At 44.0% G+C, this 15,401-nt stretch carries 10 protein-coding genes; 3 read left to right on the top strand and 7 right to left on the bottom strand.

Annotated elements, in window-relative coordinates:
• Positions 1-7: 7 nt before the first annotated feature.
• Both FQT28_RS02200 and FQT28_RS02195 read right to left on the bottom strand, forming a co-directional pair.
• Complete coding sequence (locus FQT28_RS02200; protein WP_143989277.1) at positions 8-3,001, bottom strand: type I restriction endonuclease subunit R; 2,994 nt, start codon at positions 2,999-3,001, stop codon at positions 8-10.
• A 67-nt stretch (positions 3,002-3,068) separates the two neighbouring features.
• Positions 3,069-5,702, bottom strand: coding sequence for a DEAD/DEAH box helicase family protein (locus tag FQT28_RS02195; RefSeq protein WP_143989276.1), 2,634 nt, complete (start codon positions 5,700-5,702; stop codon positions 3,069-3,071).
• A gap of 135 nt (positions 5,703-5,837) precedes the next feature.
• Here FQT28_RS02195 and FQT28_RS02190 point away from each other — a divergent pair, with 135 nt between their 5' ends.
• Entirely contained in the window at positions 5,838-6,455 is a 618-nt protein-coding gene (locus FQT28_RS02190) for a TVP38/TMEM64 family protein (RefSeq protein WP_132973566.1), read from the top strand.
• A gap of 45 nt (positions 6,456-6,500) precedes the next feature.
• Here the strand turns inward: FQT28_RS02190 and scrK are convergent, their stop codons facing one another.
• Both scrK and FQT28_RS02180 read right to left on the bottom strand, forming a co-directional pair.
• On the bottom strand, positions 6,501-7,388 hold the full coding sequence (gene scrK, locus FQT28_RS02185) for a fructokinase ScrK (protein ID WP_000164289.1): 888 nt from the start codon (positions 7,386-7,388) through the stop codon (positions 6,501-6,503).
• A 158-nt stretch (positions 7,389-7,546) separates the two neighbouring features.
• The gene (locus FQT28_RS02180; RefSeq protein WP_143989275.1) at positions 7,547-9,433 is read right to left on the bottom strand and encodes a sucrose-specific PTS transporter subunit IIBC; all 1,887 of its coding nucleotides are present in this window, start codon (positions 9,431-9,433) and stop codon (positions 7,547-7,549) included.
• A gap of 379 nt (positions 9,434-9,812) precedes the next feature.
• Between FQT28_RS02180 and FQT28_RS02175 the strand changes: the two genes are divergently transcribed.
• The gene (locus FQT28_RS02175; RefSeq protein WP_143989274.1) at positions 9,813-11,267 is read left to right on the top strand and encodes a sucrose-6-phosphate hydrolase; all 1,455 of its coding nucleotides are present in this window, start codon (positions 9,813-9,815) and stop codon (positions 11,265-11,267) included.
• Entirely contained in the window at positions 11,248-12,213 is a 966-nt protein-coding gene (locus FQT28_RS02170) for a LacI family DNA-binding transcriptional regulator (RefSeq protein WP_143989273.1), read from the top strand. Before FQT28_RS02175 ends, FQT28_RS02170 begins: the two co-directional genes overlap by 20 nt.
• 166 nt (positions 12,214-12,379) lie before the next feature.
• On the opposite strand, the gene FQT28_RS02165 is transcribed toward FQT28_RS02170, so the two are convergent.
• The 3 genes from FQT28_RS02165 to FQT28_RS02155 all read right to left on the bottom strand — a co-directional run bounded on the left by FQT28_RS02165 (position 12,380) and on the right by FQT28_RS02155 (position 15,400).
• Positions 12,380-13,654 (bottom strand): hydroxymethylglutaryl-CoA reductase, degradative, encoded by a 1,275-nt coding sequence (locus FQT28_RS02165; RefSeq protein ID WP_143989272.1) that lies wholly within the window; start codon positions 13,652-13,654, stop codon positions 12,380-12,382.
• Positions 13,654-14,826, bottom strand: coding sequence for a hydroxymethylglutaryl-CoA synthase (locus FQT28_RS02160; protein WP_185952375.1), 1,173 nt, complete (start codon positions 14,824-14,826; stop codon positions 13,654-13,656). The genes FQT28_RS02165 and FQT28_RS02160 overlap by 1 nt, the downstream gene beginning before the upstream one ends.
• A 118-nt stretch (positions 14,827-14,944) precedes the next feature.
• Positions 14,945-15,400, bottom strand: coding sequence for a threonine/serine exporter family protein (locus FQT28_RS02155; protein ID WP_143989271.1), 456 nt, complete (start codon positions 15,398-15,400; stop codon positions 14,945-14,947).
• Between the last annotated feature and the right edge of the window lies 1 nt (position 15,401).

Raw genomic sequence — 15,401 nt, 5'->3', positions numbered from 1 at the left:
TCTCCTTTTACCTCCCAACTCTCAACGGCTCAATGACTTCTTCGACAAGTTGCTTACAGGCTTCCTTGATTTGTTTTTTATAGAGGAGAGGATTGAGGGCATCTGCCACCTCAACTTTATAGTCCTGATAACGCTGGCTCTTGGTCAGCTGGCTTTCTCCTAGTTGTTTTTTAGCTCCCTTGCGGTAGTGTTCGACATAGTAACGGAGTTCATCCTCTCCGACATACCAACGTTTGCTAAAGACTTGGATATGTTGCTGGATAACTGCCTCGATCATCTGATCCAAGATATTTGCGATAGACTGACCACGATAGCTTTCTGGATTTGCTTGGACTTCTCTCCAAAGTTCAGTAATGATCTGGGCAAGATTTGGATTGGTCTTCTCAAGGCTCTGAATATAGGTATCCACTGCTTCTCTATCTTGATCGCTTAGGTTCTTTTCTTGACTCTGACCTTGCTCGATTAGGCTTTGGATCAAGGTTAGGATATAGGCATAGTTGATCTCATCCACTTGGATAGACTCCAGTTCATAGTGAATATCAAGGGGCTCCCCATCCTCATCACCATCATCTCTTCGGCTTTTTAACTCAGCAAGGATATTTTGATAAAAGCCTAGGTAGACTTCCAATTCTTCTGCACTGAGTCCTGTCTGGGCATAGATTTCTTCCTCATCATACTCTTTATACACTCGGATAGAGGCTAGATATTTATCAAAGACTTGATAGGCCTTGGCGAGCTTTCTCAACTCAGGTGTAGAGATTTGCTCGATTTGAAGCCCTTCCTCCGGATCATCGGTGATGAGATTTTGGAAATCACTGCAACTCCGCAAAAAGTTTCTCTTTTCCTCTTCCCAACTCGGCGCTAGGACCTCATTTTCTCCACCATTTGAGTAGAGTTTGAGGGCATTATCTACTGCTTCCTTAAAGGCTAGGGGTTTTTGGAAGGTGATGATATGGCCATAGGTCTTACTGTTATCAAAGATACGATTGGTTCGGCTAAAGGCCTGAATCAAGTCCTGCGGTTGCATGGGCTTTCTGTCGATAAAGAGGGTCGATAGACAAGGGGCATCAAATCCCGTTAAGAGACGATTGACAACGATAACCAAGTCCAGCTGTTCATTGCGATAGAGATACTTATCCTGTTTTCGAGCCAGACGGTTATTGACATCCGTATTAAAACCACGAAGGTCCGCCATGGTAAAGTGAGTATCAAACTCTTGGTTGTAGTCCTCTAAGACCTGCTTCATGTGGTCTTGGTTGACTCTTGAGTCTTCTTCATTCTCCGTAACGGAGTAGGTGATGGTCGCCTTTGGAAAGTCAGGAAGGACCTGCTTGACCCTCTCTGATACCTTGACTCTCGTCTCCCCAGCCTTGACTCGTTTGAGTAGGTCATAGTAGGCTTGGGCTTGAGGGATTGACTTGACAGTCAAGATAGCATTGTAGGTCTTACCCACTCCTTTTTGGAAGCCCAGTTGTTGACGGGATTTATTGATAATGGCATCCAAGACTTCCAGCATGTGTTCCTCATTCTCATAGACGCTATCAGGTATTTCATTTTCAGACTGATCCGTGATGAGGGTATTGCGATAGTCTACCTTAAATCCTAAGACAGCTCCGTCATGGATAGCTTCCTTGACCGTATACTCATGGAGACGGTCTCCATACTGTTGTTGGGTGGTTTGGGCTAGATCGCCGACCTGCTGGCGTTTATTTTCCTTAAAGATTGGCGTTCCTGTAAAACCATACCAGAGAGACTGTGGGAAAAAGGCTTTAATGTCTTTTTGTGTTTGTGGCGTCACGGCACGGTGGCATTCATCCACTACAAAGGTCACTCGGAGACCCTTGATTTTGTCCGCATCTCGTTGGTAAAGACCTTGGTCAAACTTGCGCATCATAGTAGTGATTTTCTGGATGGTAGTTACCACCACACGCTTATCATTACTACCTAGTCGCTTGACCAAATCATGGGTATTATCCGTCTCATCGATATCAATGACGTCATTGGTCGCATAAGAGAGGAAGGATGAAGTGGTTTGTTGGTCCAAGTCCCTGCGGTCAACGACAAAAATCGTCTTTTGGATAGACGGAATCTGAAGGAGATTCCTCGCTACCTTATAGGAAGTCAGGGTCTTTCCTGAACCTGTTGTGTGCCAGACATAGCCTGATGCTTGCTGGCGTGAAGCTTCCTGGACCGCTTCGATAGCATGGATCTGGTAGGGGCGCAAGAGGATGAGAGATTTCTTGCTATCATCAATGACCGAATACTGCATGACCATCTGGTGAGCACGAGGGATAGAAAGAACTTCATGGGCAAAACTGGTCAAGTTTGTCACAGGATGATTGTCCTTATCCACCCACTTGGTTAGAAATTGTTTGTTGAGTTTATTTTCACGAGCTGCAGCGATATAGCGAGTATCGACCTTATTGGTCACAACAAACATCTGTAAGCTAGAGTAGATGCCACGGAATTTCCCTTCACGGTCATATTTTTTAATCTGGTGAAAAGCATCGATAAATGCTGCTTGGGAACTCTTGAGCTCAATTTGAATCATGGGCAAGCCATTGATAAGAAGAGTAACATCCAGCCTACGGTCTTGGTCCAGAGGATTTACTTTTTCTCTCTGGACTTGATTGACAACTTCGTAGCTAGACTTTCCTGCTGCGATATTATCTCGCCAGATAACTGATAAACGAATCGTACCTAGGCTAGCATCTTCTCTTTGAACCTCGACTTTGGCAATGCCGTTTTCACCGACCAACCACTTAGCAGCATCATAGTAACTGACAAAGTTTAATTGGTTCTGAATCTGACGTTTTTCCTGCTCTGTCAAGGGATGGTCTGCTAGAAGAGCCACATTGTTTTGGGCTAGTTTCTCAAAGAAATTGTCCCATAATTGGTCTTCTGTTTTGAGGTCCTCCCTATAAGTCCATTGGCTTTCCCCAGTTACCAGTTGGGTAATCAGTTGTTTTTCTATCTCCAGTTCTGGCTTTACTTGCATCATTCTCTCCTTTATAATGCACAATTTTACTATATTATATCATGTTTCAGATGGATTTTCCCATACGCCCCTACTCTAATCGGCTTTTAACCTTCTTCTTAGTCAAGATACGGTCGTTTTTGTTAGAGAGAGCTTTGATACGAGCTTCGAGAAGGATTTTCCGTCCGGCCTCTGTTCGTGTGTAGACGAGGTGATAGCGTCCGATAGTAGGCATCAGAAAGTTTAGGAATTTCTGTGCATCTTCCTTGCGCTTGTCAAAAAGACTAGGCACGACATAGTAAGGTGACTGACCTTGTCGGACTTTCTCTGTCTTCAAGAGATAGCGCTGGTTGTCCACTGGAGCAAAGAATTCTCCCACAGTCTGCGCAAACAATTCCTTATCTCTCATACTACCTCCCTTGAGATAGGAGAAAACCAAATAATTTTCCTTATCCTCCTCTACCTGAACACGAGATTGGTCATCTGTTAGATGCCCCGAATCTAGCAGAGCCTTTCGGATCTGCTCACCCAGAGATTGCAAACGTTTATAGGGACTCTTATAGCGGAGGTAGCGCCACGATGCAAAGGCCAAAAAGAGGAGACAGGCTGCTGTAAGCCACCAAACACCGATCAGTCTCAGTCTAAATAGCAAGACCAATAAATCAACTGCCAACAAGAGTAATGACATGCGAACCCATTTTAATGCATCAAACTGGAGCATGATTGGAATTTTCTGTTTTTGAGTCGCAACTTCAGTGACAATCTCAAATTGATCTGCCACTACGAGAGAATCGTACCATTTTTTGCGCAAACCTGCTCGATCCTTGGATAACATCTTAATCCGTTCGTTATACTCTCTGATTTGCTTTTTCTTAAAAGGGGGCTTTGGAAAATCCAAACGATCCAAACCGGTCTCAATACTCTCCTGATTATAGGCCAGTCCAAGAAAATGTTCCATACGACGAGACAAGGTTTGCAGATCCTGATTGCTCTCTGGTCTTGGCTCCTCACCAGGAAGAGTGATGAATGCTTGCGCTTGAACGGCTACCAGATGCCAGATGTTACTGGTCTTTTCTGGATGTCCCGGCCAGATACGAATGGCACGCCCCCGCATCTGGTTACTCAGCATAAAGCTCCCCACAAAGCTTCCGAGGATTAGGGAATTGACACAAGGAGCATCCCAACCCTCTCCGAGGAGAGATTTGGTTCCGACTAGGACTTGGATCCGCCCTCGTTGAAAAAGTTCCGTCACCGCCCCTACAATACCCTTAGCCGTACTAGGAAATCCCACCTGCACATAATCCTCTTGGTCTAACTGACCAATAGACGAAAAACTAAGATGAACCTGAGGCAAGAGTTCCTTCAACTCTGCTGCCGCATTGGTGGGAAGAATAACGACACTCCCTGACAAGACAGCCAAAGATACAGGTATCTCATGCTCCTGAGCTTTCCGACGAATGCTTTCAAAATAAGGAAGAACTCCCAACTGAGAAATGGTTGCCTGATTATCTCCCAGATAGGTGGCAAAATCCTTGCGAATATAATCCGCCAAGACGAGTTGTCGCAAATCTTGTCCCATACTCTTATACTCAGTCAGAAAAATATCTGCAATACCAGACAATTTCCCCAAAGACTGATTTAAAATCTTGTCCCTAGACTTGGACTTGACTAGAGAAACCTGTCGCTGTTCGATCAACCCCCGTGCTTTTAACTCCGATTCTAACTTTTCCCTAAATCCATTTGAATCCTCGTACCAATCTGGAGTTTGATAGAGAACGCTCTGCAACAACAGCTCGAGCCAGTAGGAGTTCACCTGAGGCAGACGTTTCGCCCCCAAAAGATTCTCTAAAGAGTCAGGAATGGTCAAGCCTTGAGAATGCATATAGATCAAAATAGCCGACAAGTACTTAGGGTCTTCTAGTAGAACATCGGATGAAATGTCTCCTTTGAGTACCTTTGAACCTGACACTAGAGCTTGAAAGTCAGGATTGACCAAAAGCTGATGGATATACTCCCACTTTCTATCTTCAAACTGCCTGAGGTGTTCCGACTCTTCAGCTGTTGGTGAACAGATATAAACAAAATCCTGATGAGGGCAGAGGGTGTCTTCCTTGACTAGTTCAGGTACCGTGATTTCTTGGTCAATTTCCCCACACATTCGGATATAGCGTTCCCAGAGTTCAGGTTCGCTGTCATAAGGTGGTGTAGCTGTCAGGGAGATGACTTGCAGCGGTCCATACTGCTTGCGAAAGGATTCCAGACTTTTCCACCATTCATTGCGCAGGTGGTGGCATTCGTCCAAGCAAAGAGTAGCAACTTTCTGAGCTCTTAGGCTTGCAAGCAAATCAAACCCCACAAAATCCTCTGATTCGCTATCTTCTTGTGATTGCAATTGGTTCATAGCGCTATGAAAAGCCTGATAGGTCACAATCGTTAGTGCCTTCATCTCCTTTAAGTTTTGGGAAACGAGGTCTGAAAGCCTCTGACCATCCTCTAGAAAAGCATCTTGGATTCTATCTACCCATTGTTCACGAATGGTGACAGTTGGAACCAAGATAAGGGCTGGGTTGCCAAAACGAGCGATTAGCTCGATACCAATGGTGGTCTTTCCAGACCCTGGTGCAGCCACTAGGTGAACATGGCCATCTGCTTGATAGTCTTGAAAACGATCCAAGACCTGTTTTTGGTACTTTCTCCATCTTCCTTTAAAATTTAAATCTAACATTTCTTTCACCATTATATCTCTTGACTTACTCCTTTAATTGTACCACACTTATATAAAAAGCAAGATAAGGAATCAAATTAGTCTTTATAAGAAAAATATGGTATAGTAGAACCATACTATCTATAAGGAGTTTCTATGTCACAGCATAAACAAATGAAAGCTGTTTCTCCCCTTCTGCAGCAAGTCATCAATATTTCGTCTATCGTCGGGGGAGTCGGCACCTTGATTTTCTGCATTTGGGCCTATCAGGCAGGAGTCTTACAGTCAAAGGAAACCCTATCGGCCTTTATCCAGCAAGCTGGGGTTTGGGGGCCACCACTCTTTATCTTTTTACAGATCCTACAAACCGTTGTTCCGATCATTCCGGGAGCTTTGACCTCAGTGGCTGGGGTCTTTATTTACGGACATATCATCGGGACTGTTTATAACTATATCGGCATCGTGATTGGCTGTGCCATTATCTTTTACCTCGTGCGCCTCTATGGAGCTGCCTTTGTCCAGTCTGTCGTCAGCAAGCGCACCTATGACAAGTACATCGGTTGGCTAGATAAGGGCAATCGCTTCGAGCGGTTCTTTATCTTTATGATGATCTGGCCAGTTAGCCCAGCTGACTTTCTCTGCATGCTGGCTGCCCTCACCAAGATGACCTTCAAACGCTATATGATTATCATTGTTTTGACCAAGCCCTTTACCCTAGTGGTTTATACTTATGGTTTGACCTATATTATTGATTTCTTCTGGCAGATGTTTTGAGAATAGAAAAATCCGTTTGGTTTCCCAAGCGGATATTTGTTTGTTTTATTTTGCGACACTCTTAGCAAGGACAAAGTTTCCAAGTGTAGCAGAACCATTGCCTGCGACTGCTGGGGTCACGATGTAGTCACGCACGTCTGGTACTGGTAGGTAGCCGTTGAGGAGAGCTGTGAATTTCTCACGCACACGATCCAGCATGTGTTGTTGGGCCATAACCCCACCACCAAAGACGATCACATCTGGACGGAAAGTTACAGTAGCATTGACTGCAGCTTGAGCGATATAGTAGGCTTGAACGTCCCAGACAGAACTGTTGAGTTCGATGTTTTCACCACGAACACCTGTACGGGCTTCGAGACTTGGACCAGCCGCAAATCCTTCCAAACAGCCTTTGTGGAATGGACAAACACCGTTAAATTCTTTTTCCACATCCATTGGGTGTTTAGCCACATAGTAGTGCCCCATCTCAGGGTGACCCACACCACCGATAAACTCACCACGTTGGATGACACCTGCACCAATCCCTGTACCGATCGTGTAGTAGACCAAGTTTTCGATACGACCGCCAGCATTGTTACGAGCAACCACTTCACCATAGGCAGAGCTGTTTACGTCTGTTGTGAAATACATGGGTACGTTGAGGGCACGACGAAGGGCACCAAGTAGGTCTACATTTGCCCAGTGAGGTTTTGGAGTCGTTGTGATAAAGCCATAGGTTTTTGAGTTTTTATCGATATCGATGGGACCGAAGGAACCGATGGCAAGACCTGCAAGATTATCGAATTTTGAAAAGAACTCGATGGTTTTATCGATGGTCTCGATAGGAGTTGTTGTAGGAAATTGTGTCTTTTCTACAACGTTAAAATTTTCATCTCCGACAGCACAGACGAACTTTGTACCGCCCGCTTCTAAGCTTCCATATAATTTTGTCATGATAAACCTCTTATCTTTGTTTTCTCTATTATAGCACATTTTAAAGGGCTAGATTTCTCAATATTTTAGATTTTCCTCTGTAAATCTTACCATCCAAGTAAAAACGAACAAACATGATATTTGTTCGTTTTGTTTTTAGATTTGATTTTCGAAAAGGACTAGGCTTTCACTTCAATGATAGCATCACCCTTGACAACTGAACCGCTTGCGACTGGTGTCACAGAAGCGTAGTCTGCTGTGTTGGTTACGATAACCATTGTTGTGTCGTCAAGACCTGCGGCAGCGATTTTGTTTGAGTCAAAGGTTCCAAGAACGTCACCAGCTTTGACCTTGTCGCCTTGAGCAACCTTTTGTTCAAAGCCTTCACCGTTCATAGTCACCGTATCGATACCAACGTGGATCAAGATTTCAGCTCCATTCGCTGTCTTCAAACCGTAAGCATGTCCTGTAGCAAAGGCGATTGATACTTCTGCATCAGCTGGTGCGTAAACCACGCCTTGGCTTGGTTTAACTGCGATTCCTTGTCCCATTGCACCACTTGAAAAGACAGGATCATTAACATTTTCAAGAGCAACTACGTCCCCAACGATTGGAGTTTGGATTGTTTCATTTTGAGGAGCTAGTGGAATGTTGCCAGTTGTTTCTTCTTGAACCAAGCGTTCTGTCGCAACTTCACTAGCAACTTCTTCTTCGTCCTCGTAACCAAACATGTAGGTAAGGGCAAAACCAAGAACGAATGATACAGCTACCATAAGAAGGTATTGGAACAATTGACCATTCCCAACGTAAAGCATAGTACCAGGGATGATGGTGATACCATTACCAGTACCAGCAAGTCCAAGGATTGAAGCCAATCCACCACCGATAGCACCAGCGATCAATGAAAGGAAGAATGGTTTACGGAAGCGCAAGTTTACCCCGAAGATAGCAGGCTCTGTAATACCGAGGAAGGCAGAAAGAGCAGCTGGGAAAGCAAGTGTTTTCAGTTTAGGATTTTTAGTTTTAACACCAACGGCAACTGTCGCAGCCCCTTGAGCTGTCATCGCTGCAGTGATGATAGCGTTGAATGGGTTGACATGGTCAGCAGCCAACAACTGAACTTCAAGCAAGTTGAAGATGTGGTGCACACCTGATACGACGATCAATTGGTGAACCCCACCAATGACCAAACCACCGAGACCAAATGGCAAGCCAAGAATTGCTTTTGTTCCGAGAAGGATGTAGTTTTCAACAACGTGGAAGACTGGTCCAATGACAAAGAGTCCAAGGATAGACATAACCAAAAGTGTCACGAATGGTGTCACCAAAAGATCCAAGACATCTGGAACCACCTTGCGGAGAGCTTTTTCAAACTTGGCTCCGACCACCCCTATGATGAAGGCTGGAAGAACAGAACCTTGCAAACCAACAACAGGAATGAAGCCAAAGAAGTTCATAGCTGTTACTTCACCACCTGATGCTACTGCCCAAGCGTTTGGAAGCGAACCAGAAACCAGCATCATACCAAGGACGATACCAACGGCTGGATTTCCACCGAATACGCGGAAGGTTGACCATACAACTAAACCTGGCAAGATGATGAAGGCTGTATCTGTGAGGATTTGGCTGTAAATGGTAACATCTTCTGGAAGTGTGATTCCAAGAGCGTTCAAGAGACCACGAAGACCCATGAAGAGACCTGTCGCTACGATAACTGGAATGATTGGTACAAAGACGTCACCGAAAGTACGGATAGCACGTTGGAACCAGTTTCCTTGTTTAGCAGCTTCTGCTTTCATGTCTTCTTTAGAAGATGTTGGCAAACCAAGTGCAACCACTTCGTCGTACATCTTGTTTACTGTACCAGTCCCAAAGATGATTTGGTATTGGCCTGAGTTAAAGAAAGCTCCTTGAACTTTATCCAAGTTCTCAATCACTTCCTTCTTGATTTTCCCTTCATCTTTGACCATGACACGTAGACGAGTCGCACAGTGGGCAACACTGTTGACATTTTCACGTCCGCCAAGGGCTTCGATGACTTTTTTTGCAATATCCTGATTGTTCATTTGCAAAAATCTCCTTATATAAAATTTTGTAAAGTGTTTGAAAGCGATTTTATCCGCCCTACGACTATTATTTTATCATGTTTCTAAAATATGTCAAGCGTTTTGCAGAATTTTTTATTTTTCTTCTGTTCTTTATATTCCTTTATGATAGTTTTTGACTGAATTCTTCTATTGACTCACAAAAACATCCTTATATTAGAGGGCTCAAAGCTTTTATTTTTCATTTTCTTTCATCTTTTCGTGAAAATTAGCTGAATACTCTTCTTTTATTTTATGATAATCGTTTGACATTTTTTGCTATTTTTTAACATAAAAGACTTGCTTTTTTGGTCGAAAACGTTTACTATTAAGATAGTAGAACTTTAGGAGGAAAGATAAAATGGAATGGACAACCGAGCGCCGTTATAGACGCTACGAAGATTGGACAGATGATGAAATCAAGCAAATCAAGGAAAAGATGGCACAATCTCCATGGCATACTCATTACCATGTCGAGCCTAAAATGGGGCTTCTCAATGACCCAAATGGATTTTCTTACTTTGATGGCAAATGGATTCTCTTTTACCAGAATTTCCCCTTTGGTGCAGCTCATGGTTTGAAGTCTTGGGTGCAGCTTGAAAGTGATGATCTGGTGCACTTTACAGAAACTGGAGTCAAAGTCTTGCCAGATACTCCATTAGATAGCCACGGTGCCTACTCTGGTTCTGCCATGCAGTTTGGCGATAACTTGTTCCTATTTTATACAGGAAATGTCCGTGATGAAAACTGGATTCGTCACCCATACCAGATCGGTGCTCTTTTGGATAAAGATGGCAAGATCACGAAAATTGACAAGGTCTTGATTGACCAGCCAGCAGACTCTACCGACCACTTCCGTGACCCACAAATTTTTAACTTTAAGGGGCAATATTATGCTATCGTGGGGGGACAGGACTTGGAGAAAAAAGGCTTCGTCCGTCTCTACAAGGCTGTAGACAACGACTACACAAACTGGCAAGCAGTTGGTGACCTAGACTTTGCTAACGACCGTACTGCCTATATGATGGAATGCCCAAATCTGGTCTTTGTCGGGGAGCAACCTGTCCTCCTCTATTGTCCACAAGGATTGGATAAGAAAGTTCTAAACTACGATAATATCTATCCAAATATGTATAAGATTGGGGCTTCCTTTGACCCTGAAAATGCCAAAATGGTAGATGTGTCTCCATTGCAAAATCTAGACTATGGTTTTGAAGCCTATGCAACTCAAGCCTTTAACGCTCCAGACGGACGCGCTCTAGCAGTTAGCTGGCTTGGGCTACCAGATGTAGCCTACCCATCTGATCGTTTTGACCACCAAGGAACCTTCTCTTTGGTCAAGGAACTCACTATCAAAGACGGCAAACTCTACCAATACCCAGTCGCAGCTATCAAAGACCTTCGTGCTTCTGAAGAGGTGTTCTCAAATCGTGATCAAACCAAGAACACGTACGAACTCGAACTCAACTTGGAAGCCAATAGCCAGAGCGAGATTGTCTTACTTGCTGACAAAGAAGGTAAGGGACTTTCCATCAACTTTGACCTTGTAAATGGTCAGGTGACAGTGGACCGTAGCCAGGCTGGTGAGCAATACGCCCAAGAATTTGGAACTACTCGTTCTTGCCCAATCGACAAGCAAGCTACTACTGCTAACATCTTCATCGACAATTCTGTTTTTGAAATTTTTATCAATAAAGGAGAAAAAGTATTTTCTGGTCGCGTCTTTCCGCATGCAGATCAAAACGGTATCCTGATCAAGTCTGGAAAACCAACCGGAACCTACTATGAATTAGATTATGGCCGCAAAACTAACTGATGTCGCTAAACTTGCAGGTGTCAGTCCCACTACCGTCTCACGGGTTATCAATAAAAAGGGTTATCTATCGGAAAAAACCATTCAAAAAGTCAATGAAGCCATGCGAGAGTTAGGCTACAAGCCCAACAACCTGGCTCGAAGCCTCCAAGGAAAATCTGCTAAATTGATTGGTCTCATTTTCCCAAACATTAGTCATGTCTTTTATGCTGAGTTTATTGACAAGCTGGAACACCAACTCTTTAAGAATGGATACAAGACCATCATCTGTAACAGCGAACACGATTCTGAAAAAGAACGTGAGTACATCGAAATGCTGGAGGCCAATCAGGTGGACGGCATCATTTCTGGAAGTCACAACTTGGGAATCGAAGACTACAATCGTGTGACGGCGCCGATCATTTCCTTTGACCGAAACTTGTCTCCAGACATTCCTGTTGTCTCCTCTGACAACTACGGTGGCGGGGTTCTCGCTGCCCAAACCTTGGTCAAGACAGGTGCCCAGTCTATCATCATGATTACAGGAAATGACAATTCCAACTCGCCTACTGGACTTCGTCATGCTGGCTTTGCCTCTGTACTCCCGAAAGCTCCTATTATCAATGTTTCAAGTGACTTTTCTCCCGTTAGAAAGGAAATGGAAATCAAGAATATCTTGACTCATCAGAAACCAGATGCTATCTTTGCTTCAGATGATCTGACAGCCATTTTGGTTATCAAAATCGCTCAGGAACTGGGAATCTCTGTTCCTGAAGAGCTCAAAGTCATCGGCTATGACGGGACTTACTTTATTGAGAACTACTACCCTCAACTGGCGACTATCAAGCAACCCTTGGAAGAGATTGCCCAACTCACTGTTGATCTTCTCTTGCAGAAGATCGAAGGCAAGGAAGTCGCGACAACTGGTTACTTCTTACCAGTCACCCTATTACCTGGAAAAAGTATTTAAGTACAAAGAGTCTGGGACAAAAGTCTAACCTTAGATATAAAAAGCGAACAAAATCAGTTATCTGACACTCAGAATTCTGTCTTGTTCGCTTTTTTGTCTAATCTATCGATTTTAAAATTTATAATAAAGAATTCCTAAAATCAAAATCTTTTTGTCCCAGACTCTTTTATGATCGTAAATTTTCTAGATAGCGCTGGGCTGTCTCTAAGTTAAAGGTTTTCTCGGCGATGAGGCGCTCAACTAGGGGAGCAACTTCAGACTCACTAGCACCAGCTAAGAGAGCTAAGGATTTGGCCTGCAATTTCATGTGACCTTGCTGGATGCCCGTACTCACCAAGGCTTTGAGAGCCGCAAAGTTTTGGGCAAGACCGATGGACACTATAATCTGAGCTAATTCTTTGGCAGAAGGATTTCCCAATAGTTCGTGACTAAGAGCCACACGTGGGTTGAGACCGATAGAGCCACCCTTAGTCGCTACAGGCATAGGGAGTGTCATCTGGCCCACCAATTCTTCTCTTTCCATGTCCAGTGTCCATTGACTAAGACCTTGATAGCGTCCATCTCGACTGGCAAAGGCATGGGCCCCGGCTTCGATGGCACGCCAGTCATTACCCGTGGCGATTAAAATCGCATCAATACCGTTAAAAATCCCTTTATTGTGAGTAGCTGCTCGGTAAGGATCAGCCTGCGCAAACTGGCTAGCCAAGGCTATTTTCTCCGCAATTTCTCGACCTTGGTCCCTTTGAGGGTTCAAGTAGCGAAAGGCAATGCGACAGCTTGCAGTCACCAGAGAATCGGTCGCGTAGTTGGACAGGATCCCCATAAGACTCTGTCCCTGACTGAGTTCTTCTAAGACTGGCTTCAAAGCTTCCAGCATGGTGTTGAGCATATTGGCTCCCATGGCCTCCTGAGTATCGACATGGAGATAAACAACGAGAAAGTCTGTTTCACCTTTGATCTGCTCTACATGCAAATCACGCGCCCCACCTCCACGTTTAACGATGGACGGATAGGCTTGATTGGCAAGTTCCAAGAGCTCCGCTTTCTTGCTGGCAATTTTCTCCTGCGCTAGATCTGGATCAGCAACTTGATAAAGGGCTACCTGACCAATCATCTGGCGCTCATGTACTTGAGCAGTAAAGCCACCTGCTCTCTTGATGATTTTGCTGGCATAACTAGCCGCAGCAACCACTGAGGGTTCTTCTGTCACATAAGGAACTGTGTAGTTCTGACCATTCACCAAAAGTTCTGGAATGATAGAATAAGGCAGAGAAAAAGTTCCCACTACATTCTCACTCAGCTGATCTGCAACTGCCAAGCTGACTTGTTCATCCTGCTCCAGACTGGTTTGCTTTTCAGGACTAAGGAGCACCTGAGCTTTCAGTAACTCAAGGCGCTCATGGTATGACTTTTTAGAAAATCCATTCCAACTTCTCTTCATTATTTTTCAACCTTGCTATAACGACGTTGGTGGTCGAGAATTTCAACCAAGGCATAGTCTTGATTTTCAAAACCTGCAAACTGGGCTGAACCAGATTCATCCAACTCTACCTCTTCGAAGAAGACTTTTTCATAGTCTTCAACAGACAATGCTGTACGTTGCTTGAGTTTGCTCAAGCGATCCTTATCAAGGTAAGTTTCATAACCTTCTACCAGTTCTCCACTAAAGAACTCTGAAACCGCTCCACTTCCGTAACTGTAGAGGACAATTTTATCTCCAGCCTTCAAATTTTCTGCATTTTCCAAAAGGGAGAGAAGCCCAAGGAAGAGGGAACCTGTGTAGATATTCCCAATCATCTGACTGTAGAGAATGGACTTATCAAAGTTTTCTTGCAGACTATCCTTTTTTTCCTGAGACAAAGTCTTATCCATCATCTTGCGCAAGCCTTTTAGGGCCAACTTAGGATAAGGTAAGTGGAAGCAGATGGCCGCAAAATCATTCATAGTCCAATCATAGCGTTTCTTGTATTCATCCCAAGTCGTTGTCAGGTAATCAAGATACTGTTGAGTCGAGTACATGCCGTTTACATAAGGAGTGCTTGAATAGTTCGGGCGCCAGAAATCCATGATGTCGCGCGTTTGGGCAACATTATCATTGTTAAAGGCCATGATGCGTGGATTTTGCGTGATCAACATCGCCACACTTCCAGCACCCTGAGTTGGTTCACCAGGAGTTCCTACACCATACTTGGCAATATCACTGGCAATGACCAAAACCTTAGACTCTGGAGAATTCTCCACATGCAATTTAGCATAATGAAGGGCAGCTGTCGCTCCATAACAGGCTTCTTTGATTTCAAAGCTACGGGCGAAAGGCTGAATGCCTAACAAGCCATGAACAAAGACCGCTGCTGCCTTACTCTGGTCAATTCCTGACTCGGTTGCCACGATGACCATATCGATTTCTTCTTTTTCTTTGTCTGTTAAAATAGAGTTGCTTGCACTAGCTGCCAAGGTAACAATGTCCTCAGTCAGTGGCGCAATACTAATTTCATTTAACAAGAGTCCCTTGCTAAATTTTTCGGGGTCAACTCCCCTCGCTTCTGCTAAGTCTTGTAATTTCAAGACATATTGACTGGTCGCAAAACCAATCTTATCAATACCGATTGTCATATTTACCTCTGTTTTTTCATTCATTGTAAAAAATCGTTTCATTCTATTTTATCACAAATAGGGGCAAAAGAGAGAAAAAAGACTTGATTCAACAAATCAAGTCTTTGCTTTGATTGTATTAGGAAGAGATTCCTCGTTGTTTTCGGATGTAGTAATAAAGCTTTAAAATTACCGTTCCACTTGCCATTCCAATAGAAATAACAAGGGCTAACATAACCACCAAAGTCGCGCTGGCAATAGCATGGCTGTAATCGCCTGTCACAAAGAAAGCTGTCGTTCGATAGGATAAATAACCCGGCACCAAGGGGGCAAGAATGGCCAAGACAAAGACCACTGCTGGTGTCCTATAGACAATACTTAAAATCTGGCTGATACAAGAACCAATCACCGCTGCGATAAAGGTCGCAACAATAACATTGGTCGGTTCTTTGAGGACGAGATAGAGGAGCCAAACGCCCATTCCCAAAACACCACCAGGCAGGAGCATGGAACGCTGGACATTTAGTACGATTAGAAAGGTGATAATGGCGAGTAAACTCGCCACTGCTTGGAGCAAAATACTTGTTAGAGTCATC

The organism is Streptococcus oralis, from assembly GCF_901543815.1.
GTDB lineage: Bacteria > Bacillota > Bacilli > Lactobacillales > Streptococcaceae > Streptococcus > Streptococcus oralis_CM.
Note: the sequence above shows the minus strand (reverse complement) of the source record. Positions and strands in the feature narration are given on the sequence as shown.